A 25,917-nucleotide genomic window follows, 5' to 3' on the forward strand; every position below is an offset into this window, starting at 1 on the left:
AAGCGGCCATGAACGACATAAGCCTTGCCATCCGTAAATTCAGCGATCTCGCCAATCCGACGCGATTTCTGGCGCTGGCGGCCCGCGTCATTCCTTGGCTGGCTTGCATCACCGCGCTGTGTTTCGCGGCCGGCCTCTATCTCAGCTTCTCGACCGAAGGCGATTACCAACAGGGCGAGACCGTTCGGATCATGTATATCCACGTGCCTGCCGCCTGGCTTTCGATGATGTGCTACACGATCATGAGCCTCTCGGCGATCGGCACGCTCGTCTGGCGCCACCCGCTGGCCGACGTCTCCGCCAAGGCCGCAGCCCCGCTCGGCGCCGCCTTCACCTTGCTCGCGCTGGTCACCGGCTCGCTCTGGGGCAAGCCGATGTGGGGTACCTGGTGGGTGTGGGACGCGCGCCTGACCTCGGTCTTCGTGCTCTTTCTGATGTATCTCGGCCTGATTGCGCTGAGCCGCGCCATCGACGATCCGTCGAGGGCGGCGCGGGTCTCAGCCGTGCTCATCCTCGTCGGCTTCGTCAACATTCCGATCATCAAGTTCTCCGTCGAATGGTGGAACACGCTGCACCAGTCGGCGAGCGTGCTCAGGATCGGCGGTCCGGCGATCGATCCGGAATTCCTGCGCCCGCTGCTCGTCATGGCGATCGCCTTCACCCTCCTCTTCTTCACCCTGCACATCATGGCGATGAGGAACGAGATCTGGCGCCGCCGGATCGCCGCGCAGCGCCGTCTCGCCGCCCGGATGGCGAGCCGGGAGGAGTAGATCATGACGCATGCCTTCTACGTCTACGCCTCCTACGGCTTTGCGGCGCTCGTGACTGTTGCGGTCACGCTCTGGACCTGGGCCGACGGCCGGGCGCGCCGGCGTGAGCTCGCAGCCCTGGAAGCCGCGGGCATTCGCCGCCGCTCGGCGCCCGCGAGGGACGGCGAATGAGCGAAACACCCGAAATCAAGCCCGGCAAGCCGAGCGGACTTAGCCGCTACGCCCTGGCGCTTCTGCCGCTGTTCGTCTTCGGCGCCATTGCCGCGACGGCCGCAAAGATGCTCTATGACCAGGATTTCCATGGCAAGAACATCGCCGAAATCCCGTCGGCCCTGATCGGCACCAAGGCGCCGGCGCTGAACCTTCCGCCGCTCGACGGCGCAAATCTGCCGGCGCTCACCGATGCGGCTATCACAGGCAAGCTGACCCTGGTCAACGTCTTTGCCTCCTGGTGCATCCCCTGCCGGGACGAGCACCCGATCTTGAAGGAACTGGCGAAGGACGGTCGGCTAAACATCGTCGCCATCAACTACAAGGACAAGAACGACAACGCCCTGCGTTTCCTCGGCGAACTGGGAAATCCCTACCGGGCGATCGGCGTCGACCCGAGCGGCAAGGCGGCGATCGACTGGGGCGTCTACGGAATTCCGGAAAGCTATCTGGTCGCCCCCGACGGCACGATCCTCTACAAACGCGTCGGCCCCTTCGACGATATCAGCCTGAAGGAAGGGCTGTTTCCGGCGATGGAAAAGGCGCTGGCGAAACCGGCTTCGTAAGCATTATTCCGGATGAGGGGTCTTTTGCAACGACGTGGGCCTAAACCCCACCCTGCCAGACCTTGATCGCCTCCACCGGCCAGATCAGCATCAGCACGTTGAGCGTCAGATTATCGCGGATCACATAGCCGGTGAAAATCTCGAAGAAGATGGCGATCGCCACCGTCAGCGCCACCGGCGCCCGCGATGCAAAGAAGAAGCCAACGCACATGAAAACGGTGTCCATCGCCGAATTCAGGATGCTGTCGCCGTAATAATCGAGCGCGATCGTCGCCGTGCGGTAACGATCGATGATGAGAGGTGAATTCTCCAGCAGCTCCCAGCCGGATTCGATCACCAGCGCCAGGAGCAGCCTTGCCGCCAGCGGCTTGCGGCGTAGGATGAGATATCCGAGGCCGTAAAACAGGAAGCCGTGGATGATATGTGACGGCGTGTACCAGTCGGACAAATGCTGCGAATTGCCGCTGGTATTGACCCCGCCTTCCCACAGTTTGACATAACCGCAGGCGCAGATCGGCACGCGGCCCATCAAATATTCGGTGACGATCTGCGCGACCAGCACCGCAACGCAGGCGACGAACCAGAAATTCTGGCGTCTGACACGATATTCGGCGTCTGCGGCACTCACTTCTCGCCGTCCGTTTCTAGGTTGATACTGTGTTTCAGCACCAGCGGCATCTGCGCCAGCGTGAAGATGATGGTGATCGGCATCGTGCCCCAAACTTTGAAGGCGACCCAGGTATCGTCGGAAAAATTGCGCCAGACGACTTCGTTCAGCACGGCGAGGAACAGAAAGAAGATGCCCCAGCGGATGGTGAGCTTGCGCCAGCCTTCGGCATCGAGTTGGAAAGCGGCGTTGAAGACGTAGCCGAGCAGCGACCGGCCGAAGGCGAGCCCGCCGAGCAGCGCGACGCCGAACAGCGTGTTGACGATGGTCGGCTTCATCTTGATGAAGGTCTCGTTCTGCAGCCAGATCGACAGCGAGCCGAAGATAACGACGACGATGCCGGAAACGAAGGGCATGATCGGCAGATGGCCGAGCACGATCTTCGAAACGATCAGCGAAAACACTGTCGCCGCCATGAAGAGCCCGGTTGCGACGAACAACGGACCGCCAAGTTCCGAAAGAGCAGGAAACCGCTCCACCAGCCACTGGCCGCGCAGATTGGCAAAGAAGAAAATCAACAGCGGCCCGAGCTCCAGCGCCAGCTTCAACAGCGGATGATGCCGGTCGGCCGCGCTCGGGGTGATATCGCTTTCGGTGGTCATGCGTTCGTCAAACCTGCTGTTCCTGAAAACCTGTTCCCGTCATGCCCTGCAGGCTTTCGGCGGCATATCTGTGGCATCATTGGGGAAGTCCGGCAATGGCGTGCGCGAAGTCCTCGGCCTCGAACGGCTCCAGATCGTCAACACCTTCGCCCACGCCGATGAAATAGACCGGCAGCTTGTGCTTGACGGAGATGGCCACCAGGATGCCGCCACGCGCCGTGCCGTCGAGCTTGGTCATGATCAGGCCGTTGACGCCGGCGACATTGCGGAAGATCTCGACCTGGCTCAGCGCATTCTGTCCCGTCGTCGCGTCGAGCGTCTGCAGCACGGTGTGCGGCGCATCGGGATCGAGCTTGCCGAGAACGCGCACGATCTTCTCGAGCTCGGCCATCAGCTCGGCCTTGTTCTGCAGGCGGCCGGCCGTATCGACGATCAGCACGTCGCATTTTTTCGCTTTCGCCTGTTCGAAGGCATCATAGGCAAGGCCGGCAGCATCGGCGCCAAGCTTGGTGCCGACGAATTCGGAATTGGTCCGCTCGGCCCAGATCTTCAGCTGCTCGATCGCCGCCGCGCGGAAGGTATCGCCGGCAGCCACCATGACCTTCAGCCCGGCGCCCGAAAGCTTCGCCGCCAGCTTGCCGATCGTCGTCGTCTTGCCGGTGCCGTTGACGCCGACGACGAGGATGACATGCGGCTTGTGCGAGAGATCGAGCTGCAGCGGCTTGGCGACCGGTTTCAAAACCTTGGCGATTTCGGACGCCATGATCCTGCTGACATCCTCGCCGGTGACGTCCTTGCCGTAGCGCTCGGAAGCCAGGGTATCGGTGACGCGCAGCGCGGTTTCGACGCCGAGATCGGCCTGGATCAACAGGTCTTCGAGATCCTGCAGCGTCTCGTCGTCAAGCTTGCGCTTGGTAAAGAGCGCGGTGATCTGACCGGTCAGCTGCGAGGAGGTGCGCGCCAGACCGTTGCGCAGCCGCTGGAACCAGCTGAGTTTCGGCTGCGGGGCAATGGGCTGCGGTTCGACGATTGCCGGGCCGGTGGCGAAGCCTTTGGGAAGAACGGGAGATTCCAGCTTCGGCTGTTCCGCCGCAGTTGCGGAGGAGATACCGTCCGCTGTCCTGCCGGGCATCTCCCCCACAGGGGGCGAGATCGGCTGAATGGAGATGTCTTCTTTTACATCGATCTCAGCAGGAATTTCTTCCGAGAGCGCTTCTGTTACCTCAGCGGTCTCTTCGATCGAAACCGGCGCGTCAGCCTCCGAACGATCTACCCCCTGGTGGGGAAGATATCCCGAAGGGACAGAGAGGGTTTCTTCCACCTCGCTCTCTGAAATTGCCCGCGTCTCTGCTTCAGCTTGCAGCAGTGAAAGCGGCACCAAGCCGAAATCGCTCATCTGAGCCGCGGGAGGCAAAGGCAAGGTCTCGTCGACGATGTCCGCTTCCTCGGCCTCACCCTCGCCGACATCGGCCGCTGGTCCGCCGGCCGTATCCATTTCCTCGGGAAGAACGGGATCGTCCGCGATCGGCAGATCTTCGTCACGCGAGCGCGGCTCGAGCTCCCTTTCCACGGCCTCAGGCACGGGCTCTTCAGCCGGCTTGCCGAAGGTGAAGACCTTTTTGATGAAACTGAGCGCCATGAGGATTCCGTGAAAGTCAGGCCGCTGCGGCCGTCAATTGCATGTCGAGATGCTTGCCATTGTGGCCGGTGATCGTCGCCGGCACAAGTTCGCCGGGACGAAGGCCGGCGGCTGCGACCAGCGTGAAGTTCTCCGTATGCGCCAGGCCGTTGTTTTCGACGAGCAGCCATTGCCGGGTTCCGACCATGCCGTCGAGATGGGATTGATGGAGCCTATGTCCAGTGGCGCGCAGCCTTGCGGCGCGATCCTTGACCAGCGACCGGTCGAGCTGCGGCATGCGGGCGGCCGGCGTGCCGGGACGCGGGCTGTAGGGAAAGACGTGCAGATGCGCAATGGCGGCCTCTTCGGCGAGCCGCACGGCATTGCCGAACATCTCTTCCGTCTCTGTCGGAAAGCCGGCAATCATATCGGCGCCGAAGCTCATTTCTGGGCGCAGACGGCGCGCCTCCGCGATGAAGCGCAGCGCATCGGCGCGTAAATGTCGGCGCTTCATCCGCTTCAGGATCAGGTCGTCGCCATGCTGCAGCGACAAATGCAGATGCGGCATGAAGCGCGGTTCTTCGGCGATCAGACCCATCAGATGCGCGTCGGCTTCGATGCTGTCGATCGAGGAAAGCCTGAGGCGGCGGATATCCGGAATCTGCTTCAAGAGCGTCTTGGCGAGAAGCCCGAGGGTCGGCGCGCCCGGCAGGTCGCCGCCATAGCTGGTGGCGTCGACCCCGGTCAACACGATCTCGCGATAGCCGCTGTCGGCCAGCCTGCGGGCCTGGTCGACGACGGCTCCCATCGGCACGGAGCGGGAATTGCCGCGGCCATAGGGAATGATGCAGAAGGTGCAGCGGTGGTCGCAGCCGTTCTGCACCTGGATGAAGGCGCGCACATGGCCGTCGATGTGCCTGACCATCTGCGGCGCCGTCGCCTTGACGCTCATGATATCGTTGACACGCAACTTCTCTTCAGCCGAAACGCCGAAATCCGGCAGGCTGCGATAGGAGGCGCTCGAAAGCTTCTCCTCGTTGCCGAGCACCGCATCGACCTCCGCCATCTCGGCGAAGGTCTGTTTTTCCGTCTGCGCGGCACAGCCGGTGACGATGATGCGGGCATGCGGATTGTCGCGCCGCGCCCGGCGGATCGCCTGGCGGGCCTGGCGCACGGCCTCGCCGGTCACGGCGCAGGTATTGACCAGGATGGCGTTGTTGAGCCCGGCCTTCTCGGCCTGCGCCTTCATCACTTCGGATTCATATGTGTTGAGGCGGCAGCCGAAGGTAATGACCTCGATGCCGCTCACTGCGCCTCGGCTCCCCGGTCCGCATCGCGCGACCACAGGCCGGTCGCAGGATCGAGCCTGCCCGACCACTCCCACTCGGCCGGACCGGTCATGATGACGTGATCGTCGCGCTCGCGCCATTCGATCGAAAGTGTGGCCGGCGGCTTGGCGCTTGCCACATTGATCGTCACTTTGCGGCCGGTGCGGCCGGTGCGCGCGGCGCTGACGGCGGCAGAACAGGCGGCCGAGCCGCAGGCAAGCGTCAGGCCCGCACCGCGCTCCCAGGTGCGCGTCGTCATCGATGTCGGCGAGGTGACCTGCGCCAGCGTGATGTTGGCGCGCTCGGGAAACATCGGATGGTTTTCGAGCAGCGGTCCGAATCGGGCGAGATCATAGGACATCACGTCCCTGTCCACCCAGAAGATCGCATGCGGGTTGCCCATCGACATGGCGGACGGCGAATGCAGCACCGGATTGTCGATCGGGCCGATCTGCAGCTCGATGCGGCTGGTATCGTGGAATTCTTCCGAAAGCGGGATCCTGTCCCAATCGAAGACCGGCTTGCCCATATCGACGGAGATCGTCCCGTCCTCGTGCTCGACGGCATTGAGGATGCCGGCGACCGTCTGGAAGGTGAACGCCTTCCGACCGGTCTCGGCGGCAAGCGCCTGTACGACGCAGCGGGTGCCGTTGCCGCAGGCCTGCGCCTTCGAGCCGTCGGAGTTCAGGATATCGATGAAGGCGTCGGTGCCTTCGGCCTTCGGATCATGGATCGCCATGATCTGGTCGAACTCGGTCTGCGGATCGGCATTGAGCGCGACCGCCGCTGCGGGCGTCAGCTTATCAGGCCGTCCGCGCATGTCGACGACCAGGATCTTGTTGCCAAGCCCGTTCATCCTCGCGAATTCGACCGTTGCGCTCATGATGTCATTCCGTCCGTCTTTCCGCTGTATATGGCGGAAACGCGAGGGAATTACCAGTGGGTGAGTGCCATGCAGGCCTTGCAGCCGACTGAGCCTCCGGGCGGTCCGTCTTCTACCGCTGCCCGCCGTCGGCTTCGAAGGACGCCGCATGCGCCTCGACGATAGCGGCGGTGATGACCTTCCTCAGCTCGTAGACCAGCGAGCGGGATCGTTTGCGATCCAGATCCTGTGCCGCTTTTGCAAGACTAAGGCCTTCGTTGAGAACAATATGATGGGCCCGTGCCAGCGCCCAACTTTCAATATCAGCATTGATCATTCGATATCTCCGCCGGATCATCCGGCATCAAGGATATTCACGAATCATTTTACAGGACGCACTTAAGTAGAAAGTAGAATCACAAGCAGAATATTTTGCAACTGGCCTGAATGGCGAATTGGATTGTGAGCGGCAATTTAGCCGCTTGCCCCATGTGGCACCGCTTCCGAAAGCCCGCTGTGCGGTCATCCGCCCGCATTCGCCTTGACTTTCCCGCCGCTTTCCTGTTTATCGCGCCCAATCCGCGACGAGCCAGATGACTCCGAGCCGCCGACCGGGACTTCGAGATCCCGGAGGTCAACACCCGACAGCGCGATGCGCCCTCGGGTGCTTTTTGGCTTTGCGTCTTGTTTTCGTCAAGGAAAAGCACGACGTTTCCGGGCAGATCAACCCGCCCGAAACGTATCAAGGAAGAGCCGATGTTTGAAAACCTCCAGGACCGTCTTGGATCCATTCTGAATGGACTGACAGGCCGTGGCGCGCTTTCGGAAGCCGATGTTTCCGCAGCGCTGCGCGAGGTTCGCCGCGCGCTGCTGGAGGCCGACGTCGCGCTCGACGTCGTGCGTTCCTTCACCGACCGCGTGCGTGAAAAAGCCGTCGGCGCCGAGATCCTGAAGTCGATCAAGCCCGGCCAGATGGTCGTCAAGATCGTCCATGACGAACTGATCGAGATGCTGGGCGGCGAAGGTGTGGGCATCGACCTGCATGCGGCCGCCCCCGTCGTCGTCATGATGGTCGGCCTTCAGGGCTCGGGCAAGACGACGACGTCAGCCAAGATCGCCAATCGTCTGTCGACGCGCGAGAAGAAAAAGGTGCTGATGGCGTCGCTCGACACGCGCCGTCCGGCCGCGCAAGAGCAGCTTCGCCAGCTCGGCGCGCAGGCCAATATCGACACGCTGCCGATCATTGCAGGCCAGTCGCCGACCGATATCGCCGCCCGCGCCGTGCAGGCGGCCAAGCTCGGCGGCCATGACGTCGTCATCCTCGACACCGCCGGCCGCACCCATATCGACGAGCCCTTGATGGTCGAGATGGCCGACATCAAGAAGCGCTCGAACCCGCATGAAATCCTGCTGGTCGCCGACAGCCTCACCGGCCAGGACGCCGTCAACCTCGCCCGCAATTTTGACGAACGCGTCGGCATCACCGGCTTGGTGCTGACCCGCATGGACGGCGACGGCCGCGGCGGTGCTGCCCTTTCGATGCGCGCCGTCACCGGCAAGCCGATCAAGCTGATCGGCGTCGGCGAGAAGATGAGCGAGCTCGAGGAGTTCCATCCCCGCCGCATTGCCGACCGCATTCTCGGCATGGGCGATATCGTTTCGCTCGTCGAGCGCGCCGCTGAGAATATCGACGCCGAAAAGGCGGCCGCCATGGCCGCCAAGATGGCCAAGGGCAAGTTCGATCTCGACGACCTCGCCGATCAGCTGCGCCAGATGCAGAAGATGGGCGGCATGGGCGGCATCATGGGCATGATGCCCGGCATGGCCGGCATGAAGGACAAAATGGCCGCAGCCGGCCTCGACGACAAGCTTTTCGGCCGCCAGATCGCCATCATCCAATCGATGACCAAGGCCGAGCGCGCCAATCCCGACCTGCTCAAGCATTCGCGCAAGAAGCGCATCGCCGCCGGCTCCGGCACCGATGCCGCCGCCATCAACAAGCTTCTGAAGATGCACCGCCAGATGGCCGACATGATGAAGATGATGGGCGGCAAGGGCAAAGGCGGCCTGATGAAGCAGATGATGGGCGGCCTTGCCGGCAAGATGGGGCTTGGCGGCGGCGGCATGGGCGGCATGCCCGATCTCTCGAATATCGATCCCCGTCAGCTCGAAGCCCTGCAGAAGCAGGCGGAAGCGGCGGGTTTGGGAAAACCGGGCGGGGGTATGCCCGGTCTCGGCGGTCTGCCGGGTGGTTTGCCGGGCCTCGGCGGCGCCAAGCTGCCGGGCCTTGGCGGTGGTTTCCCGGGCTTGCCCGGCTTGCCGAAGAAGAAGTGAAAGGATCGCTTGCCCCATGATTGATCCAAACGTCAAAGCCCAGCTCGCGAGCTATCGTCAGTCGATCGACAATATCGATGCCGCTCTCGTGCACATGCTGGCCGAACGCTTCCGCTGCACCAAAGAGGTCGGCGTGCTGAAGGCCAAATACAATCTGCCGCCGGCCGATCCGGCGCGCGAGGAATACCAGATCGAACGCCTTCGCCAGTTGGCGAAGACCGCCAATCTGGACCCGGATTTCGCCGAGAAGTTCCTGAACTTCGTCATCAAGGAAGTCATCCGGCATCATGAGCAGATCGCTGCGGACCACGCTGAACAGAGCGCCGCAGCCCGATAACCACACCGCCCTACGAAGCGGTCAAGAAAAGCCTAAGGAGTAAAGAACATGGCACTGAAAATTCGTCTCGCCCGCGGTGGCTCCAAGAAGCGTCCGTACTACCACGTCGTGCTCGCCGATGCGCGCAGCCCGCGTGACGGCCGCTTCCTCGAAAACCTCGGCTCCTGGAACCCGATGCTCGCCAAGGATGACGAGAAGCGCGTTCAGCTGAACGCCGAGCGCATCAAGCACTGGATCGACAACGGCGCCCAGCCGACCGACCGCGTTCTGCGCTTCCTCGATGAAGCCGGCGTTGCCAAGCGCGAAGCCAAGAACAACCCGATCAAGGCAAAGCCCGGCAAGCGCGCCCAGGAACGCGCCGCCGAAAAGGCCCAGAAGATCGCCGACGCTGCAGCTGCTGCTGCCGACGCCGCGGAATAATCGGGACATTCCCTTCTCGAGCGGGCGGCATGGCGACATGCCGCCCGTTTTCGTTTCCAATCGCCCGCACTTCGTTTATGAGAAACCTGTCTTTCGGCTTCACGTGAAGGAACCCATGACAAAGCTTGAAAACCCGGTTTTGATGGCGACGATCGGTGGCGCGCAAGGTCTCAGGGGCGAGGTGCGCGCCAAGGCCTACACGGCCGATCCCAGCGCGCTCGGCGATTACGGCCTTTTGCACAGCACGGACGGACGCAGCTTCGAAATCCTCGAAATCCGTGAGATGAAGAACGTCGTCGTCGTCCGTTTCCGCGGCATCAACGACCGCAACGCCGCCGAAGCGCTGAACGGACTTGAACTCTATATCGAGCGCGACAACCTGCCGGACGAGGAGCTCGAGGACGACGAGTTCTACTATGCCGATCTCGAAGGGCTCGAAGCGCTTGATGACAAGGGCGTCAGCTACGGAACGGTCACCGGCGTCTTCGATTTCGGCGCCGGCGATCTCCTGGAGCTCAAGGGCCCGGGCAAGCGCCCCGTTCTCATTCCCTTCTCGGAAGCCTCTGTGCTGGAAATCGATCTCGAAGCCGGTACGCTGCTGATCGATCCGCTGGCGGCGGGACTGGTCGACGACCCCGAGCTTTCGCAGTTCACCGCGGACAAGCCGAAAAAGAAGAAGTAATGGCTTTCCGGGCGCGCGTACTGACACTTTATCCGGAAATGTTTCCGGGGCATCTTGGCTTCTCGCTCGCCGGCAAGGCGATGGAGCGTGGGCAATGGTCACTGGATCTGGTGCAGATTCGCGATTTCGCCACCGACAGACACCGCACTGTCGACGACACGCCGGCCGGCGGCGGCGCCGGCATGGTGCTGAAGGCTGACGTTCTCGCCCGCGCGATCGACAGTGCCGGTGAAAATGATCCCCGGCCGCGCCTGCTGATGAGCCCGCGCGGCCGGCCGCTGACGCAGCAGCGCGTGCGTGAGCTTGCGGCGGGTGACGGCGTCATCATCGTCTGCGGTCGTTTCGAGGGCGTCGACCAGCGGGTGATCGAGGCGCGCGGACTGGAAGAAGTCTCGATCGGCGATTACGTGCTGTCGGGCGGCGAGCCGGCGGCGCTGATCCTGCTTGATGCGATCATCCGCATCCTGCCCGGCGTGATGGGCAACGATCTTTCCGGCCTGCACGAAAGCTTCGAAGGCGGGTTGCTGGAACATCCCCATTATACCCGGCCACAAGAGTGGGAAGGCCGGGAAATTCCCTCCGTCTTGACGTCCGGCAACCACGGAGCCATCGAGAAATGGCGCCACCAGGAAGCGGTGCGGCTGACGCAGGAACGGCGGCCGGACCTGCTCGATAGCGCTAAAACAGAGAATAACGGCTGATTTCGCCGTCCTTTTCACAAAAATGTCGTGCGAGGGATGACAAGCACCGGCCTTTCGTGTATTGGCGCACGCGGAAATGGGGCTAGCCCCGTCTGCCAGCAAACAAAGAATGGCGAATCCGCTCCCGTCCGTAAGGGCAAACTCCAGAGGCATCGACCGAAGGACAGTATGAGCGCTCTGGCTGTTTCAGAAGAACCAAAGGTTAAGACGATGAACATCATCCAGCAGCTCGAGGCCGAACAGGCCGCTAAGATCGAAGCCAAGCGCACCCTCCCCGAATTCTCCCCGGGCGACACCGTCCGCGTCAACGTGAAGGTCACGGAAGGCAACCGTACCCGCGTCCAGGCCTATGAAGGCGTCTGCATCGCCCGCTCCGGTGGTGGCCTGCAGGAAAACTTCACGGTTCGCAAGATCTCCTACGGCGAAGGCGTCGAGCGCGTATTCCCGGTCTACTCGCCGATGATCGAAAGCGTCGACGTTGTTCGCCGCGGTAAGGTCCGTCGCGCCAAGCTCTATTACCTCCGCGACCGTCGCGGCAAGTCGGCTCGTATCGTTGAAGACACCGGCGTTCGCGCCCGCAAGCTCAACGACGCCGAGCGCGCTGCTGTCGCCGAGGAAAAGGCCCGTATCGAAGCCGAGAAGGTTGCAGCCGCCCAGGCGCTCGCCGCCGAAAAGGCAGCAGCAGAAGCTGCGGAAGCCAAGGCCGCGGCCGAAGCAGCTGCTGCAGCCGAAGCCGAGAAGGCCGCAGAATAAGATCTGCGCAAAATTCTATTTGTGGAAAGGCGGTCTTCGGATCGCCTTTTCTATTTTTTACGCGACCGTGCAGCCGGCAGCCTTGCCTTCGGCAGGTCATCCGTGACAATTTTTGCCGTTCAATTTTGGAGCCGTTCTATGCTGTTTCGTCGCACCGTTCTCGCAAGCTTCGCCGCCCTTGTGCTTTCGCCCCTGGCCGTATCGGCTGCCGAACTGCCCGATCTCGGCGGCAAGAGCGTCGTCGTCGTCACCGAGAATGCCTATCCGCCGCTGCAGTTCGTCGATCCGAAATCTGGCAAGGCGATCGGCTGGGAATATGATGCGATGAACGAGATCGCCAAGCGGCTGAACTTCAAGGTCGAATATCAAAACACCAGCTGGGACGCGATGATCCAGGCGGTTTCCGACGGTCAGTACAACATCGGCATGACCGGCATCACCATCAAGGACGACCGCAAGCAGAAGGTCGACTTCTCCGATCCCTACATGCGCTCGCAGCAATTCATGCTGGTGCGCGGTGATGAGAAGCGCTTCACCGACGCCAAGTCCTTCGGTGAATTCAAGGACGGCCTGATCGGCGCTCAGCCCGGCACCTCGCCTTTCTACACCGCCGTCTATGAAATCCTCGACGGCAACGAACAGAACCCGCGCATCAAGCTCTTCGAGACCTTCGGCGCAACCGTGCAGGCCCTGAAAACGGGCGATGTCGATCTCGTCCTCACCGACAGCGTCGCCGCCAAGGGTTACGTCGATTCCTCGAACGGCGCCCTGAAGGTGGTTGGCGAACCGCTCGGCACCGAGGATTTCGGCTTCATCTTCCCGAAAGGCTCCGATCTCGTCGCCCCCGTCAATGCCGCCATCGCAGCGCTGAAGGCGGACGGCACCTTCGAGGCGCTGAACAAGAAGTGGTTTCTCGACTACAAGATGGGCGAATAATCCCTCGAGAGATCGCAGATGGCTCCACAACCATCCCCGCGACATGAGAAGGACGACCGTCCCTGGTGGCTGGCCGTCCTTCTCTTGATCGGCATCGTTCTCGCCGTCGTCATCATCACAAACGACATTTACACCCAGGTCTTCCGCACCGTGGTGAACGGCGTCGGCGTCACCGTGTTCGTGACGCTCGTCGCCTTTGTCCTGGCAACGGTGCTCGGTCTCGGCATCGCGCTGCTCGGCCTGGCGGACAGCGTCGTGCTGCGCCAGATCGCCCGCTTCTATATCGAGATCATCCGCGGCATCCCGATGCTGGTGCTGCTCTTCTACGTCGCCTTCGTCGGTGCGCCCGGTTTCGTCACGGCCTATAACTTCATGATCACGCCCCTGGTGAAATCAGGCGTTACGGAACCGATCCTGGTGCGCGACCTGTCGCTGATGTGGCGGGCCGTCATCGCGTTGATGATCGGCTATTCCTCCTTCATTGCCGAGATCTTCCGCGCCGGTTTCCAGTCCGTCGATATCGGCCAGATCGAGGCGGCAAAGTCGCTCGGCCTGTCGCGCTACCGCCGCTTCCGGCTCGTCGTATTCCCGCAGGCGATCCGGGTCATCCTCCCGCCGCTTTCCAACGACTTCGTCTCAATGGTGAAGGATTCATCCCTCGTCTCCGTCCTCGGTGTCGCCGACATCACGCAGATGGGCAAGGTCTATGCCTCCGGCTCCTTCCGCTTCTTCGAGACCTATTCGATCGTCACCTATATCTATCTGATCCTGACGATCGGCCTGTCGCTGGCGCTGCGGCGGATCGAGAAGAAGATGAAGCAGATGCCGCGGCGCTAAGCGCCCGCGTCCATTCGGATGCAGAAAGGACGCGCCTCACGATTCGAATTGCCGTTTCGATCAAAAATCGCTATATCCACCGCCATGGAATCCAAGTTCAGATGCACTGGCGCGCATATTTTCGTGCTGCAGGACCACTATCGCCTGCCGGCGCGGTTTTTCGCATGCGTCTCCGGTGCGCTCAACAGCCGACTTCGTTGATCGAATGACGGCCGGCGGAGCCCGATCCGCTTTTTTCCGATTTTCCAAAGCTTTCAAAAACGGACTTACCGCCATGAGCGCACCGCGTACCCTCTACGACAAGATCTGGGACGACCATCTGGTCCACGAACAGGCCGACGGAACCTGTCTTCTCTACATCGACCGCCATCTGGTCCACGAAGTCACCTCGCCGCAGGCCTTCGAAGGCCTGCGCATGTCCGGCCGCAAGGTCCGCGCCCCGGAAAAGACGCTTGCCGTCGTCGACCACAACGTTCCGACCTCGGCCGATCGCCATCTCGGCATCAAGAACGAGGAAAGCCGCATCCAGGTCGAGCAGCTCGCCAAGAATGCCGCCGAGTTCAACGTCGAATATTATTCGGAAAACGATAAGCGCCAGGGCATCGTTCACATCATCGGGCCGGAACAGGGCTTCACCCTGCCGGGCATGACGATCGTCTGCGGCGACAGCCACACCTCCACCCATGGCGCCTTCGGCTCTCTCGCCCACGGCATCGGCACGTCTGAAGTCGAGCACGTTCTCGCCACCCAGACGCTGATCCAGAAAAAGGCCAAGAACATGCTGGTGCAGGTCGACGGCCAGCTGCCGGCAGGCGTCACCGCCAAGGATATTGTTCTGGCCATCATCGGCGAGATCGGCACCGCAGGCGGCACCGGCTACGTCATCGAATATGCCGGCGAAGCGATCCGTTCGCTGTCGATGGAAGGCCGCATGACGATCTGCAACATGTCGATCGAAGGCGGCGCCCGCGCCGGCCTCATTGCCCCTGACGAAATCACCTTCGAATATATCAAGGGCAAGCCGCGCGCGCCGAAGGGCGAAGCGCTGGAACAGGCGATCGCATATTGGCAGACGCTGAAATCCGACGAAGGCGCGCATTTCGACCGCGTCGTCAAGCTGAACGCCGCCGAACTGCCGCCGATCGTCTCCTGGGGCTCCTCGCCTGAGGACGTCGTCTCCGTCCAGGGCATCGTGCCGAATCCGGATGAAATCCAGGACGAAACGAAGCGTGCCTCCAAGTGGCGTGCGCTTGATTATATGGGCCTGAAGCCGGGCACGAAGATGACCGACATTGCTGTCGACCGCGTCTTCATCGGCTCGTGCACCAACGGCCGCATCGAAGACCTGCGCGCCGCCGCCAAGGTCGTCGAGGGCAAGACCGTCGCCTCGACCGTCAACGCCATGATCGTTCCAGGTTCCGGCCTCGTCAAGGAACAGGCGGAAGCCGAAGGCCTCGACAAGATCTTCAAGGCCGCCGGCTTCGACTGGCGCGAGCCGGGCTGCTCCATGTGCCTTGCCATGAACGACGACCGCCTGAAGCCGGGCGAGCGTTGCGCCTCGACCTCGAACCGCAATTTCGAAGGCCGTCAGGGATTCAAGGGCCGCACGCATCTCGTCTCGCCGACCATGGCCGCCGCCGCCGCGATCGCCGGGCACTTCGTCGATATCCGCGAGTGGAACTGACGCGTCCGACGGAATGAAAGATAAAGCCGCCCGATGCGTCTCGGCGCATCGGGCGGCTTCTTCTATTGCGGCGTCGACAGCCGATCGGCGGCGATGATCGCAACCGGCGATCAGAAGGCTGCCGTCATCGGGTCCGGTCCCATGCGGGCGCCGGCGCTGTCGAGCTTGGCGATTGCGGCCATGTCGTCGGCATCGAGCTTGAAGTCGAACACCTGGAAATTCTCCTCGATGCGCGACGGCGTCACCGACTTCGGGATGACGACGAGGCCGCTATCGATGTGCCAGCGGATGATGACCTGCGCCGGCGTCTTCCGATGTTTCCTGGCGATCTCGCCGATAACCTTGTTCGAGAGGAATTTGCCCTGGCCGAGCGGGCTCCAGGATTCGGTGGTGATATCAAGTTTCTTGTGCGCCTCCCGCGCCGCTCTCTGCTGGAAGTCGGGGTGCAGCTCGATCTGATTGATGACTGGAACGACGCCGGTCTCGCCGATGATGCGCTCGAGATGTTCGGGATAGAAATTCGACACGCCGATCGACCGGGCGCGGCCCTCTTCGCGGATGCGCACGAATGCCTTCCAGGTCTCGGTGTAGAGGCCGCGATGCGGCGACGGCCAGTGAATGAGATAGAGGTCGACATAGTCGGAGCCGAGCTTCTTGAGGCTGCCGTCGAAAGCGCGCAACGCATTGTCGTAGCCCTGGTCGGTATTCCTGAGCTTGGTGGTGACGAAGATATCCTTGCGGGCGAGGCCGGAGGAGCGGATGCCTTCGCCGACGCCCTCTTCATTGTCGTAACCCGAAGCCGTATCGATATGCCGATAGCCGGCGGCGATTGCGGTGCGCACCGTCGGGGCGGCAATCTCCTGCGGCGTCTGCCAGACGCCGAGACCGACCTGGGGAATGGAATGTCCGTCATGGAAAGTGATGATGGGTTGAGCGGTCACAATATATCTCCGGGAGTTTGAAGAATTGGACGAGGCATGGATTGCGCCCGCACCTGCGGACGTCCCGGAACGCATTTCAGCCGGAGCGTCCGGTCACCGGAACCATATAGGCGGCGGCATCTTGAAGACAATCAGAGGACCCGGACAATCGTTCCCTTCCGAAGGTGGGGCAGAAGGCGGCGCATGTCACGCAGGCTTATAGCCACGCAGCCGGCCGTCGGCTCGTAGCCCGGCCTGATGAGATGGAAGAAGATCGCCGAACCGCGATGGCGCGCCCGCGAGGAAATGTTCCAGTCCATGACAAGGCAGATATCGTAGAGGCCGTCGCTGCGCCGCATCTCCTCATGACCTGCGCTGAATGGCGCCCGCACGAGGCGGTTGTAGTTGGCGTTGCCGGGCTGGTCGCACCAGAGCATGTCTGCGCGGATGCGGCGAATGGGAAGCGAAGTGGTGAGTCGACCGTTCCGTTCACCGCGCCGGAAACCGGAAATCAGCCGCATCGCGGCGATCGGCGTGGCGCCGTCGCCCTCGCGTTTGAGGATGGTACGGCCCGAACGACCGATCGCGGCAGGGACGGTGATTGCCCCGAATCGGACGATGGCGCGGCTCTTGCGCCCTGGCGCGGGGCGCACCACGATCGTCGATGGCCGCATGCCCCGGCTCCGCCTTGCTTTTTCCATTTTTCTCGCATGTCTTGCATTGCCTGAGGCCTTGATTGAAATCATATGAAAACCTGCGCGGCAACAGCCCCGCTGGCCGATCCTTGCCAAAGCTGCAATTTGGCGTAGGACTAGGGGACGTAACTTTGAGGACGCAACGGCATGACCGCACGCACCATTCTTCTGGTGGATGACGACGAGGACCTTCGTCAGACCCTGACGGAGCAATTGTCGCTTTATGAGGAATTCACGGTTCTTCAGGAAGCCAACGCCGGCAAAGGTGTTGCGACCGCCCGTTCGACGCCGGTCGACCTCTTGATCATGGATGTCGGCCTGCCCGACATGGACGGCCGCGAAGCGGTGAAGCTCCTGCGCAAGGGCGGCTTCAAGGCGCCGATCATCATGCTGACCGGCCACGATACCGATTCGGACACGATCCTTGGCCTCGAAGCCGGGGCCAACGACTACGTCACCAAGCCCTTCCGCTTCGCCGTACTGCTGGCCCGCATCCGTGTGCAATTGCGCCAGCACGAGCAGAGCGAAGATGCGACTTTCACCGTCGGTCCATACCTCTTCAAGCCGAGCCAGAAGCTGCTCACCACCGACAATGGCCAGAAGATCCGCCTGACGGAGAAGGAAGCGGCGATCATCCGCTATCTCTATCGCGCCGAACAGAAGGTCGTCACCCGCGACGTGCTTCTCGAGGAGGTCTGGGGTTATAATTCTGGTGTAACGACGCACACGCTGGAAACCCATGTCTACCGGCTGCGCCAGAAGATCGAACGGGATCCCTCCAACGCCGAAATTCTGGTGACGGAAAACGGCGGCTACAAGATCATACCCTAGAGCATTTCCGTTTTTTCCGAATCGCGGAGATGTTCTGTCTCTTTGTTTTCACCCAGTTCCCGGCAAAAGCGTTTCACGCTTTGCCTGGCAAAACCGCCAGGCACTTTTGCTGGAATTGCTCTAAGGCGAAAAGCCGGCATGGCGCTGACCGACGACATTCATCTGCTTTCCCGGCTTCCGCTGTTCAAGGACATGAGCGAGGACCAGCTGAGGCTAATCGCCTTCGGCGCCGACCGGCGCATGATCGCCGCCGGCCAGATGCTGTTCCGCCAAGGCTCGCCGGCCGAGAGCGCCTACGTCGTCTTGAGCGGCAGCCTGGAACTCAGCACGACGAGCAGCGACGGCATGCAGCGGGCGGAGGCTGTCGCCGGACCGGGAACACTGATTTCGGAGCTGGCGCTGGTCACCTTGGTGGAGCGCAAGTTCACCGCGATCGCGCGCGAGGACACCAGCATCATCCGCATCACCCGCGCCCTCTTCCATCGGCTGCTCGAGGAATATCCCGATGCGGCCCGTCTGATCGAAAACCGCATCCGCGACAACCTCGCCGAGCTTGCAGCCCAGGCGGCAAGCCAATTTCACCGCTTCAGCTGATTGCCGTCAGAAATCGAAATGCGCCGTTACCGGCACATGGTCAGACGGCCGGTCCCAGCCGCGCGCCTCTTTCAGGATCTCGATCCGCTGGAGATGCGGCCCGAGATCCGATGACGACCAGATATGGTCGAGCCGGCGGCCGCGATCGGCAGCCTCCCAGTCCTTGGCCCGGTAGCTCCACCAGGTATAAAGCTTCTCGCTGGCCGGCACGTGCTGGCGCATGAGATCGAGCCAGCCGCCGCGCTTCATCACCTCGAGCAGCCCGTCGGTTTCGACGGGCGTATGGCTGACGATTTTCAGCAGTTGCTTGTGCGACCAGACATCGTGCTCCAGCGGTGCGATGTTGAGGTCGCCGACCAGGATGGCGGAGGTGTTGGCCTCGCCATTGGCTGTCAGGAGCTTCATCTCCTCGATGAAGTCGAGCTTGTGGCCGAATTTCGGATTGATCATGCGGTCGGGCTCGTCGCCGCCGGCAGGGACGTAGAAATTGTGCAGCCGGACACGGCGGTTGCCGCGCTCGAACACCGCCGATATGTGGCGGGCATCGCCGACGCCGCAATAATCCTGTCGGTGATCCTCCGTCAGCGGAATGCGCGAGGCGATTGCGACCCCGTGATAACCCTTCTGGCCATGGATGATGATGTGATCGTAGCCCATCGCCCGCAAAGGTGCTGCCGGAAAGAGCTCGTTCGGCACCTTTGTTTCCTGCAGGCAGAGAATGTCAGGCCTGTGTTTGAGAACGAGTTGCTCGACGATCGGCATGCGCAGCCGCACCGAGTTGATGTTCCAGGTGGTGATCGAAAAGCCCATGCCCCTGCCCTTTCACACTTTCATGAAAGGGCTTTAGAACAAAGGCGGACAGGAGGAAACCGGGAGCGTGCAAAAGCCTCAGGCGATCAACCGAAAACCCACTCAGTCGCGTGAGGCTGCCGTGCCCGGAATGCTCTCATAGGGCACCCGGAAGACGCGGTCGTCGAACTGCACACCCGTCTTGACGTTGAAGATCATCACCGACGTATCCTTGCCCTGGTTGTCGGTGATCGTCCACTGGCGCAGATCATAGGTCTTCGGATCGAACATCATGGTGATCGTCGAGTTTCCGAACACCGTATTGTTGCCGAGCGCGATCGTCGTCAGGTCCGACTCCTCCTTCACGCCCTTCACCATGCCGGCCGAAAGGTCGATATGCTGCGCCAGGAGCAGGCTGAGCGGAGTCTTCGAGAGCGGATAGAGATCCCACGTCTTGAGCTTCATATTGCCGATGGCGACATTCTTGCCGTCGGCAATCACCCGCATCGGCGACGGATCGTCGTAGTTGAAACGCAGCTTGCCGGGACGCTGGATGAAGAACTTGCCGCCGGTCTGTTCGCCGCGCGGACCGAACTGGACGAATTCGCCCTGCATCGTCGTGACGCCGGAAAAATGATCGGCGATTGCCTGCGCCGTGCCGGAAGCGGGCGCTGCAGCCTGTGCGATGGCGCTCAAGGGGACGGCACTCGCCATCGCAGCGACGGCGAAAGCGCCGAGAAGATCGCGGCGCTTCATCGCCAGGCCGGAGAGGAAGGAATCGGAGTTACGCATCTAAATCTCCTTTATGCGATCTGCATGCCGCTCAAAGGCGGCGTCTTCAAGGCGTTGCGATCGGCGCGCGAAAAGCAACGGCGTTGATGCCACCGTGTTTCCGCCAAAGCGGCCACATCAGAAATATATGGCGCTCGTCTCAGCGGTCGAGGATGTCGCCCTCGGTCGGCACGAGGATTTCTCGTTTGCCGGCATGGTTGGCCGGCCCGATGATGCCTTCCTTCTCCATGCGCTCGATCAGCGAGGCGGCTCTATTATAGCCGATACCAAGCCGGCGTTGGACGTAAGAGGTCGAAGCCTTGCCGTCGCGCAGCACGATGGCGACGGCCTGATCATAGGGATCTTCCGAATCCGAAAGGTTCGACGTGCCGGCCGGACCGCCGCCGCCATAATCGCCATCCTCGTCGTCATCGGCGGTGATCGCATCGAGATATTGCGGCGAGCCCTGCGTCTTCAGGTAGGAGACGATCTCTTCCACCTCGACATCCGAAACGAACGGGCCGTGGACGCGCTGGATGCGCCCGCCGCCCGCCATGTAGAGCATGTCGCCCATGCCGAGCAGCTGTTCGGCGCCCTGTTCGCCGAGAATGGTGCGGCTGTCGATCTTCGAGGTGACCTGGAAGGAGATGCGGGTCGGGAAGTTCGCCTTGATCGTGCCGGTGATGACGTCGACCGACGGACGCTGGGTCGCCATGATCACGTGGATGCCGGCCGCACGCGCCATTTGTGCCAGGCGTTGCACCGCGCCTTCGATGTCCTTGCCGGCGACCATCATCAGATCGGCCATCTCGTCGATGATGACGACAATATAGGGCATCGGCTTGAGGTCGAATTCCTCGGTCTCGTACATGGCTTCGCCGGTGTGGCGGTCGAAGCCGGTCTGCACCGTGCGCGAGATCACTTCGCCCTTCGACAGCGCCTGTTCGACGCGCGTGTTGAAGCCGTCGATGTTGCGGACGCCGATCTTCGACATCTTCTTGTAGCGCTCTTCCATTTCGCGCACGGTCCATTTGAGCGCGACGACGGCCTTCTTCGGATCGGTGACAACAGGCGAAAGCAGATGCGGAATGCCGTCATAGACCGAGAGCTCGAGCATCTTCGGGTCGATCATGATCAGCCGGCACTGTTCCGGCGTCATGCGGTAGAGCAGCGACAGGATCATCGTATTGATGGCGACCGATTTGCCCGAACCGGTGGTGCCGGCAACGAGCAGGTGCGGCATCTTGGCGAGGTCGGCGATGACGGCTTCGCCGCCGATCGTCTTGCCGAGAGCCATTGCGAGCTTGGCCTTGCTGCCGTCGAAATCCCGCGACGCGATCAATTCGCGGAGAAAGACGGTCTCGCGCGTTTGGTTCGGCAGTTCGATACCGATCGCATTGCGGCCCGGCACCACGGCGACGCGGGCGGCGATGGCGCTCATCGAGCGGGCGATATCGTCGGCCAGGCCGATGACGCGCGACGATTTGATGCCGGGCGCCGGCTCCAGTTCGTACAGCGTGACGACGGGGCCCGGGCGGACATGAATGATTTCACCCTTGACGCCGAAATCCTCCAGCACACCCTCGAGCATGCGGGCATTCTGCTCCAACGCATCGGCCGACAGTGTTGAATCGCGCACCACGTTCCGTGGCTCGGCGAGCAAGTGCATCGAGGGAAGCTGGAAACCCTCGGGACGAATGAACGAGCCCTGCGCTTCCCGCTCGACACGGGCACCGGGCTTCGGACGCGTGATCGCCGGGACAACGCGAGGCTCCGGCTTGGCGGTGGCTTTTGCCGGCGCACGGATCATCCAGTCGTCATCATCGTCGTCGGGCAGAATGTCGGCCGGACGCGGCGGCATGTCGGCATCGAAAGGCGGATCGTCGTTCTCATCCTCGTCATCGATGGAAAGCGACGGCGCAGCGACGACGCGCCGCGGCGAAGCCGCCCTTGCCGCCATTGACGGCTCCATCGATGGCTCCAGGCGCTCGCCGCGGACGGCCGGCGCTTTGGCGCGGACCGGTTCGTTCAGCGTGCCGAATTCATCGTCGTTGAAATCATAAGGCGACTCGAAATCGCCCTGGCGTCGCTGGCGCGGTCCCATGCCGAAGAGCCGGCGCAGCCGGCCCTGGCTCATGAACCAGGCATGCGTCATGGCGCCGCTGAACGCAACCCAGCGCGATTCGTCCTCTTCCTCGTCTTCGTCTCCGACCACCCGCGCCTTGCTTGTTGTCTCGGCGTAATCGTCCTCGGTTTCGTCATCGGCGTCACTGCGGCCGACGAGGCCTGACGCGAAGAGCATCATCCACGCGGTCGGCACAGCAAAAATGCAGCCAACGGCCATGGCGAAGGTGCCGGTGGGATAAGCGCCGACGAAGAGTGCGGGAAAGCGCAGGATCATGTCGCCGACGACGCCGCCGATACCGTTCGGGATCGGCCAGGTGAGCGGCGGCGGGAAACAGCCGATGACGGCGGAAGACAAAATCGAACCGGCAAGCCAGGCGCCGATGCGGGCGGGAATGCGGTTGAAACTGCGGCCCGAGATCATCGTCAGCGCCCAGGCGACGATCGGCAGCATCGAAACGACGCTGGCAAGCCCGAGGAACTGCATGACGATATCGGCAAAGGCAGCGCCGCTGTAGCCGAGGATATTCGTCGGCAGGTTGGCGGTGGCGTAGGAATAGCTCGGATCGGCGACGTTCCAGGTCGCCAGCGCCGCGACGCAGAACGCTAGCAGCAGAAAGATCGCAAAGCCGATGAGCGCCTGGATCTGCCGCAGCATGAATGCCGAGAAGGAGAACCGATCCGGACGGCCATCCATCGCCGGCGACGTGCTTCTTGCCATGTGTCTAACCCGTCCACTGCCTGAGGGCATGCGAATCACCGAAGCTTCGCCATGCCAAAATGCGTCCGCTCTACCTAACCAGAACGGGGTTAAAGCGATGTTAACCATGCGTGCCGGGAGGCGCATCAACCCCAGAAAAGAAAAAAGCCCGAACCTTGGAAGGTCCGGGCCAAATGCGGCTTATGGTTAGATAGGCCGCGACGGGCCGTGAAGCGGCGCCCGTCTGCCGGGCGCCGCAAACTTTATGATCAGGAGGCGTGGTAGGCGGCTTCGCCGTGGGTCGAAAGGTCGAGACCTTCGCGCTCGGCTTCGACGCTCACGCGCAGGCCGATGACGACGTCGACGATCTTGTAGAGGATCGCCGAACCGATGCCCGACCACAGGAGGGTCGTGAGAACGCCCTTCGCCTGGTTCAGGACCTGGGTTGCCGTGCCGGCATAGGTGGCGGCGAAATCAGCCGTCGAATAGTCGACGATGCCTGCACCGCCCAGCGCCGGGTTGACGAGGATGCCGGTGCCGAGAGCGCCGATGATGCCGCCGACGCAATGGACGCCGAAGACGTCCAGGCTGTCGTCATAGTTGAACTTGTTCTTCACGACGTCGACGAAGAAGTAGCAGATCGGCGAGACGACGAGGCCGAGAACGATCGAGCCCATCGGACCGGCAAAACCTGCCGCCGGCGTGATGGCGACGAGACCGGCGACGGCACCCGAAGCGCCGCCGAGCATCGAGGCCTTGCCGCGGGCGAGGCTTTCGACGATGCACCAGGACACCGCGGCGGCAGCCGTCGCAACGAAGGTGTTGATCATCGCAAGCGACGCGTAGCCATTGGCTTCGAGGTTGGAGCCGGCGTTGAAGCCGAACCAGCCGACCCAGAGCAGCGAGGCACCGACCATGGTCAGCGTCATCGAATGCGGAGCCATGATTTCCTTCTTATAGCCCGTGCGCTTGCCGAGCATGATGGCGCCGACGAGACCGGCGATACCGGCATTGATGTGAACGACCGTGCCGCCGGCAAAATCGATTGCGCCGTAAGAGAAGATCAGGCCGGCCGGTGCGCTGTAGGAGCTCGGGCCGCCCCAGAACCAGACCATGTGCGCCATCGGGAAGTAGATGAAGGTGACCCACAGCACGACGAAGAGCATGACTGCCGAGAACTTGACGCGTTCGGCGAAGGCGCCGACGATCAGGCCGGGCGTGATGCAGGCGAAAGTCATCTGGAAGACGATGAAGGTGTATTCCGGAATGGCGACGCCCTTCGAGAAGGTTTCGGCGAGCGACGATGTGTTGACGCCGGCAAGGAAGGCCTTGGAGAAGCCGCCGATGAAGCTGTTCAGCGAGCCGCCGTCGGTAAAGGCGAGCGAATAGCCGTAGGTCACCCAGATCAGCGACACGACAGCCGTGATCATGAAGACCTGCATCAGCACGGAGAGCATGTTTTTGGCGCGCACGAGACCGCCGTAGAAAAGCGCAAGGCCGGGGATGGTCATCAGAAGGACGAGCGCCGAGGAGACGAGCATCCAGGTATTGTCACCCTTGTCCATGGTGAAGGCAGGAGCAGCGGCGGCAGCGGCTGGCGCAGCAGTCTCCTGCGCAAAAGCGACGGCCGGCGCAAGAAGCGCGGCCGATGCTGCGCCGACGCGCGCAAAGGTGGAAGAAAACTTCGAGATTGACATTGGAAAAAGCTCCTTGATCTGCCGTTCTTACAGCGCTTCTGAATCGGTTTCGCCCGTACGGATGCGCACGGCATGGTCGATCGAATAGACGAAAATCTTGCCGTCACCGATCTGGCCGGTCTTGGCCGACGCCGCGATGGCTTCGACCGCCCTGTCGACAAGTTCCGATGCAACCGCGATTTCGATCTTGAGCTTCGGCAGGAAGCTGACGGCATATTCGGTGCCGCGATAGATTTCGGTATGTCCCTTCTGGCGCCCGTAGCCCTTCACTTCGGTTACGGTCAGGCCCTGAATGCCGATCGCCGTAAGGGCTTCGCGGACCTCATCGAGTTTGAACGGCTTGATTATAGCCATCACAATTTTCATCTGGTTTCCCATCCTTCGTTATCCTCGGCGCGGAGCCGACTCTCCTTGCCGCTGACGTTCCTGAACAGCGACCGGCGATATACATTCAAAGGACGTGCCAGATTCGAAGCCGAAGTTAACCTATTGAAAAATAAATGTTATAATTACGAGTGCCAATAAACAGGCAATTGACCGAGCAATAAGCGCACAAATAATGCGCAAATTTGCAAATATGCCTGTTATTTATTCATTTGCCTTTTTCCGAATCAATCCTTCTTGCGCGACGGATGCGATCAGCACACCCGTTCGCGTGAACAGGCTCCCGCGGGTTAATCCCCTGGCGCCCGAAGCCGAGGGGCTGTCCTGCGTATAGAGCAGCCAGTCGTCGAGCTTGCAGGGCCGGTGGAACCACATGGAGTGATCGAGACTTGCCACCTGCAGGCTCTGGTCGAAGATGGACGTTCCGTGGGCATAAAGCGACGTATCGAGCAGTGTCATGTCTGAGAGATAGGCAAGCACCGCAGCCTGATAGAGCCGGTCATCGGGAACCGGACCGGTGGCGCGCACCCAGACGTCCTGCCGGGGGTCGAGCTTCCTGTCGGAAAAATAATGGGTCAACGAGACGGGGCGGATCTCGATCGGCCGCTCGCGCTCCCAGTATTTCCGGATCGCATCCGGCGCATGCGCGAGATATTGCTCCTTGATCTGCTGTTCGCCGAGCAGTTCTTCGGGCATCGCCACCTCGGGCATGGCGATCTGGTGGTCGAAGCCCGCTTCCTCCACCTGGAAAGAAGCCGACAGCGCGAAGATCGCCTTGCCGTGCTGGATCGCGACGACGCGCCGAGTGTTGAAGCTCGATCCGTCGCGGATGCGCTCCACCTGGTAGATGATCGGCACCGAGGGATCGCCGGGGCGCATGAAATAAGCGTGCAGCGAGTGCACGAAGCGCTCGGCCTCGATGGTGCGCTGCGCCGCCATCAGCGCCTGGCCGATGACCTGGCCGCCGAAGACCCGCTGCCAGCCGGCCTGCGGACTGCGTCCACGGAAGATATCGACCTCGATCGGCTCCAGGTCGAGCGTCGCAAGCAGCCTCTCCATCGCCGACGGTCCGTTTGTTTCGCGCGTCATTTTGTATGTCTCCCGG

General features: G+C 61.9%; 28 protein-coding genes. 14 read left to right on the top strand and 14 right to left on the bottom strand.

The window, feature by feature from the left end:
- Positions 1–8 precede the first annotated feature (8 nt).
- From AMK00_RS20270 to AMK00_RS20280, 3 genes are read left to right on the top strand one after another with little or no spacing between them, the layout of a single operon-like run.
- Positions 9–770, top strand: a complete 762-nt coding sequence (locus tag AMK00_RS20270) for a heme ABC transporter permease (protein ID WP_064811519.1) — start codon at positions 9–11, stop codon at positions 768–770.
- A gap of 3 nt (positions 771–773) precedes the next feature.
- Positions 774–941: a heme exporter protein CcmD gene (ccmD, locus tag AMK00_RS20275; protein ID WP_064811520.1), complete on the top strand. Its 168-nt coding sequence runs from the start codon at positions 774–776 to the stop codon at positions 939–941.
- On the top strand, positions 938–1,546 hold the full coding sequence (locus AMK00_RS20280; protein ID WP_064811521.1) for a DsbE family thiol:disulfide interchange protein: 609 nt from the start codon (positions 938–940) through the stop codon (positions 1,544–1,546). Before ccmD ends, AMK00_RS20280 begins: the two co-directional genes overlap by 4 nt.
- A gap of 40 nt (positions 1,547–1,586) precedes the next feature.
- Here the strand turns inward: AMK00_RS20280 and AMK00_RS20285 are convergent, their stop codons facing one another.
- From AMK00_RS20285 to AMK00_RS20310, 6 genes are all read right to left on the bottom strand, one after another.
- Positions 1,587–2,174 (bottom strand): DUF2585 domain-containing protein, encoded by a 588-nt coding sequence (locus AMK00_RS20285; RefSeq protein WP_064811522.1) that lies wholly within the window; start codon positions 2,172–2,174, stop codon positions 1,587–1,589.
- On the bottom strand, positions 2,171–2,815 hold the full coding sequence (locus AMK00_RS20290; protein ID WP_012485534.1) for a septation protein A: 645 nt from the start codon (positions 2,813–2,815) through the stop codon (positions 2,171–2,173). Before AMK00_RS20290 ends, AMK00_RS20285 begins: the two co-directional genes overlap by 4 nt.
- Before the next feature lie 76 nt (positions 2,816–2,891).
- Positions 2,892–4,454, bottom strand: a complete 1,563-nt coding sequence (ftsY, locus tag AMK00_RS20295; protein ID WP_064811523.1) for a signal recognition particle-docking protein FtsY — start codon at positions 4,452–4,454, stop codon at positions 2,892–2,894.
- Positions 4,455–4,470: 16 nt separating this feature from the next.
- A complete protein-coding gene (gene mtaB, locus AMK00_RS20300; RefSeq protein WP_064811524.1) occupies positions 4,471–5,742 on the bottom strand; it encodes a tRNA (N(6)-L-threonylcarbamoyladenosine(37)-C(2))-methylthiotransferase MtaB in 1,272 nt (423 codons plus the stop codon).
- Entirely contained in the window at positions 5,739–6,644 is a 906-nt protein-coding gene (gene dapF / locus AMK00_RS20305) for a diaminopimelate epimerase (protein ID WP_064811525.1), read from the bottom strand. Before dapF ends, mtaB begins: the two co-directional genes overlap by 4 nt.
- Before the next feature lie 112 nt (positions 6,645–6,756).
- Positions 6,757–6,981, bottom strand: coding sequence for a hypothetical protein (locus tag AMK00_RS20310; RefSeq protein WP_064805530.1), 225 nt, complete (start codon positions 6,979–6,981; stop codon positions 6,757–6,759).
- Between the two features lie 398 nt (positions 6,982–7,379).
- Between AMK00_RS20310 and ffh the strand changes: the two genes are divergently transcribed.
- The 9 genes from ffh to leuC all read left to right on the top strand — a co-directional run bounded on the left by ffh (position 7,380) and on the right by leuC (position 15,307).
- Positions 7,380–8,957, top strand: a complete 1,578-nt coding sequence (ffh, locus tag AMK00_RS20315; protein ID WP_064805532.1) for a signal recognition particle protein — start codon at positions 7,380–7,382, stop codon at positions 8,955–8,957.
- A 16-nt stretch (positions 8,958–8,973) separates the two neighbouring features.
- Positions 8,974–9,294, top strand: coding sequence for a chorismate mutase (locus tag AMK00_RS20320; RefSeq protein ID WP_027682490.1), 321 nt, complete (start codon positions 8,974–8,976; stop codon positions 9,292–9,294).
- 48 nt (positions 9,295–9,342) lie between these two features.
- Positions 9,343–9,714 (top strand): 30S ribosomal protein S16, encoded by a 372-nt coding sequence (gene rpsP, locus AMK00_RS20325; protein ID WP_064805533.1) that lies wholly within the window; start codon positions 9,343–9,345, stop codon positions 9,712–9,714.
- A 115-nt stretch (positions 9,715–9,829) separates the two neighbouring features.
- The gene (gene rimM / locus AMK00_RS20330) at positions 9,830–10,396 is read left to right on the top strand and encodes a ribosome maturation factor RimM (RefSeq protein ID WP_064811781.1); all 567 of its coding nucleotides are present in this window, start codon (positions 9,830–9,832) and stop codon (positions 10,394–10,396) included.
- Positions 10,396–11,097, top strand: a complete 702-nt coding sequence (trmD, locus tag AMK00_RS20335; protein WP_064811526.1) for a tRNA (guanosine(37)-N1)-methyltransferase TrmD — start codon at positions 10,396–10,398, stop codon at positions 11,095–11,097. The genes rimM and trmD overlap by 1 nt, the downstream gene beginning before the upstream one ends.
- Before the next feature lie 210 nt (positions 11,098–11,307).
- Positions 11,308–11,850 (top strand): 50S ribosomal protein L19, encoded by a 543-nt coding sequence (rplS, locus tag AMK00_RS20340; protein ID WP_064805537.1) that lies wholly within the window; start codon positions 11,308–11,310, stop codon positions 11,848–11,850.
- Between the two features lie 138 nt (positions 11,851–11,988).
- A complete protein-coding gene (locus AMK00_RS20345; RefSeq protein ID WP_064805539.1) occupies positions 11,989–12,786 on the top strand; it encodes a basic amino acid ABC transporter substrate-binding protein in 798 nt (265 codons plus the stop codon).
- A gap of 18 nt (positions 12,787–12,804) precedes the next feature.
- Complete coding sequence (locus AMK00_RS20350; RefSeq protein WP_064805541.1) at positions 12,805–13,623, top strand: amino acid ABC transporter permease; 819 nt, start codon at positions 12,805–12,807, stop codon at positions 13,621–13,623.
- 274 nt (positions 13,624–13,897) lie between these two features.
- Positions 13,898–15,307, top strand: coding sequence for a 3-isopropylmalate dehydratase large subunit (leuC, locus tag AMK00_RS20355; protein ID WP_064811782.1), 1,410 nt, complete (start codon positions 13,898–13,900; stop codon positions 15,305–15,307).
- A 110-nt stretch (positions 15,308–15,417) separates the two neighbouring features.
- On the opposite strand, the gene AMK00_RS20360 is transcribed toward leuC, so the two are convergent.
- Both AMK00_RS20360 and AMK00_RS20365 read right to left on the bottom strand, forming a co-directional pair.
- Positions 15,418–16,248, bottom strand: a complete 831-nt coding sequence (locus AMK00_RS20360; protein ID WP_064805543.1) for an aldo/keto reductase — start codon at positions 16,246–16,248, stop codon at positions 15,418–15,420.
- Between the two features lie 131 nt (positions 16,249–16,379).
- Entirely contained in the window at positions 16,380–16,901 is a 522-nt protein-coding gene (locus AMK00_RS20365) for a L,D-transpeptidase family protein (RefSeq protein WP_064811527.1), read from the bottom strand.
- 168 nt (positions 16,902–17,069) lie between these two features.
- Between AMK00_RS20365 and AMK00_RS20370 the strand changes: the two genes are divergently transcribed.
- The gene (locus tag AMK00_RS20370) at positions 17,070–17,753 is read left to right on the top strand and encodes a response regulator transcription factor (protein ID WP_011427159.1); all 684 of its coding nucleotides are present in this window, start codon (positions 17,070–17,072) and stop codon (positions 17,751–17,753) included.
- A 138-nt stretch (positions 17,754–17,891) separates the two neighbouring features.
- Complete coding sequence (locus AMK00_RS20375) at positions 17,892–18,347, top strand: cyclic nucleotide-binding domain-containing protein (protein ID WP_064811528.1); 456 nt, start codon at positions 17,892–17,894, stop codon at positions 18,345–18,347.
- 6 nt (positions 18,348–18,353) lie between these two features.
- On the opposite strand, the gene AMK00_RS20380 is transcribed toward AMK00_RS20375, so the two are convergent.
- From AMK00_RS20380 to tesB, 6 genes are all read right to left on the bottom strand, one after another.
- Positions 18,354–19,157, bottom strand: a complete 804-nt coding sequence (locus tag AMK00_RS20380) for an exodeoxyribonuclease III (RefSeq protein ID WP_064805549.1) — start codon at positions 19,155–19,157, stop codon at positions 18,354–18,356.
- A 102-nt stretch (positions 19,158–19,259) separates the two neighbouring features.
- Complete coding sequence (locus AMK00_RS20385; RefSeq protein ID WP_064811529.1) at positions 19,260–19,928, bottom strand: outer membrane lipoprotein carrier protein LolA; 669 nt, start codon at positions 19,926–19,928, stop codon at positions 19,260–19,262.
- Positions 19,929–20,067: 139 nt separating this feature from the next.
- Positions 20,068–22,752: an FtsK/SpoIIIE family DNA translocase gene (locus AMK00_RS20390; protein WP_064811530.1), complete on the bottom strand. Its 2,685-nt coding sequence runs from the start codon at positions 22,750–22,752 to the stop codon at positions 20,068–20,070.
- Between the two features lie 248 nt (positions 22,753–23,000).
- Positions 23,001–24,428, bottom strand: coding sequence for an ammonium transporter (locus AMK00_RS20395; protein WP_064811531.1), 1,428 nt, complete (start codon positions 24,426–24,428; stop codon positions 23,001–23,003).
- A 27-nt stretch (positions 24,429–24,455) separates the two neighbouring features.
- Positions 24,456–24,806 (bottom strand): P-II family nitrogen regulator, encoded by a 351-nt coding sequence (locus tag AMK00_RS20400; RefSeq protein WP_003543684.1) that lies wholly within the window; start codon positions 24,804–24,806, stop codon positions 24,456–24,458.
- Positions 24,807–25,016: 210 nt separating this feature from the next.
- Positions 25,017–25,901 carry an acyl-CoA thioesterase II gene (gene tesB / locus AMK00_RS20405; protein WP_064805557.1) on the bottom strand — a complete coding sequence of 295 codons (885 nt, stop codon included), beginning with the start codon at positions 25,899–25,901 and terminating at the stop codon, positions 25,017–25,019.
- Between the last annotated feature and the right edge of the window lie 16 nt (positions 25,902–25,917).

Source organism: Rhizobium sp. N621 (assembly GCF_001664325.1).
In the GTDB taxonomy this organism is placed as follows: Bacteria; Pseudomonadota; Alphaproteobacteria; order Rhizobiales; family Rhizobiaceae; genus Rhizobium; species Rhizobium esperanzae.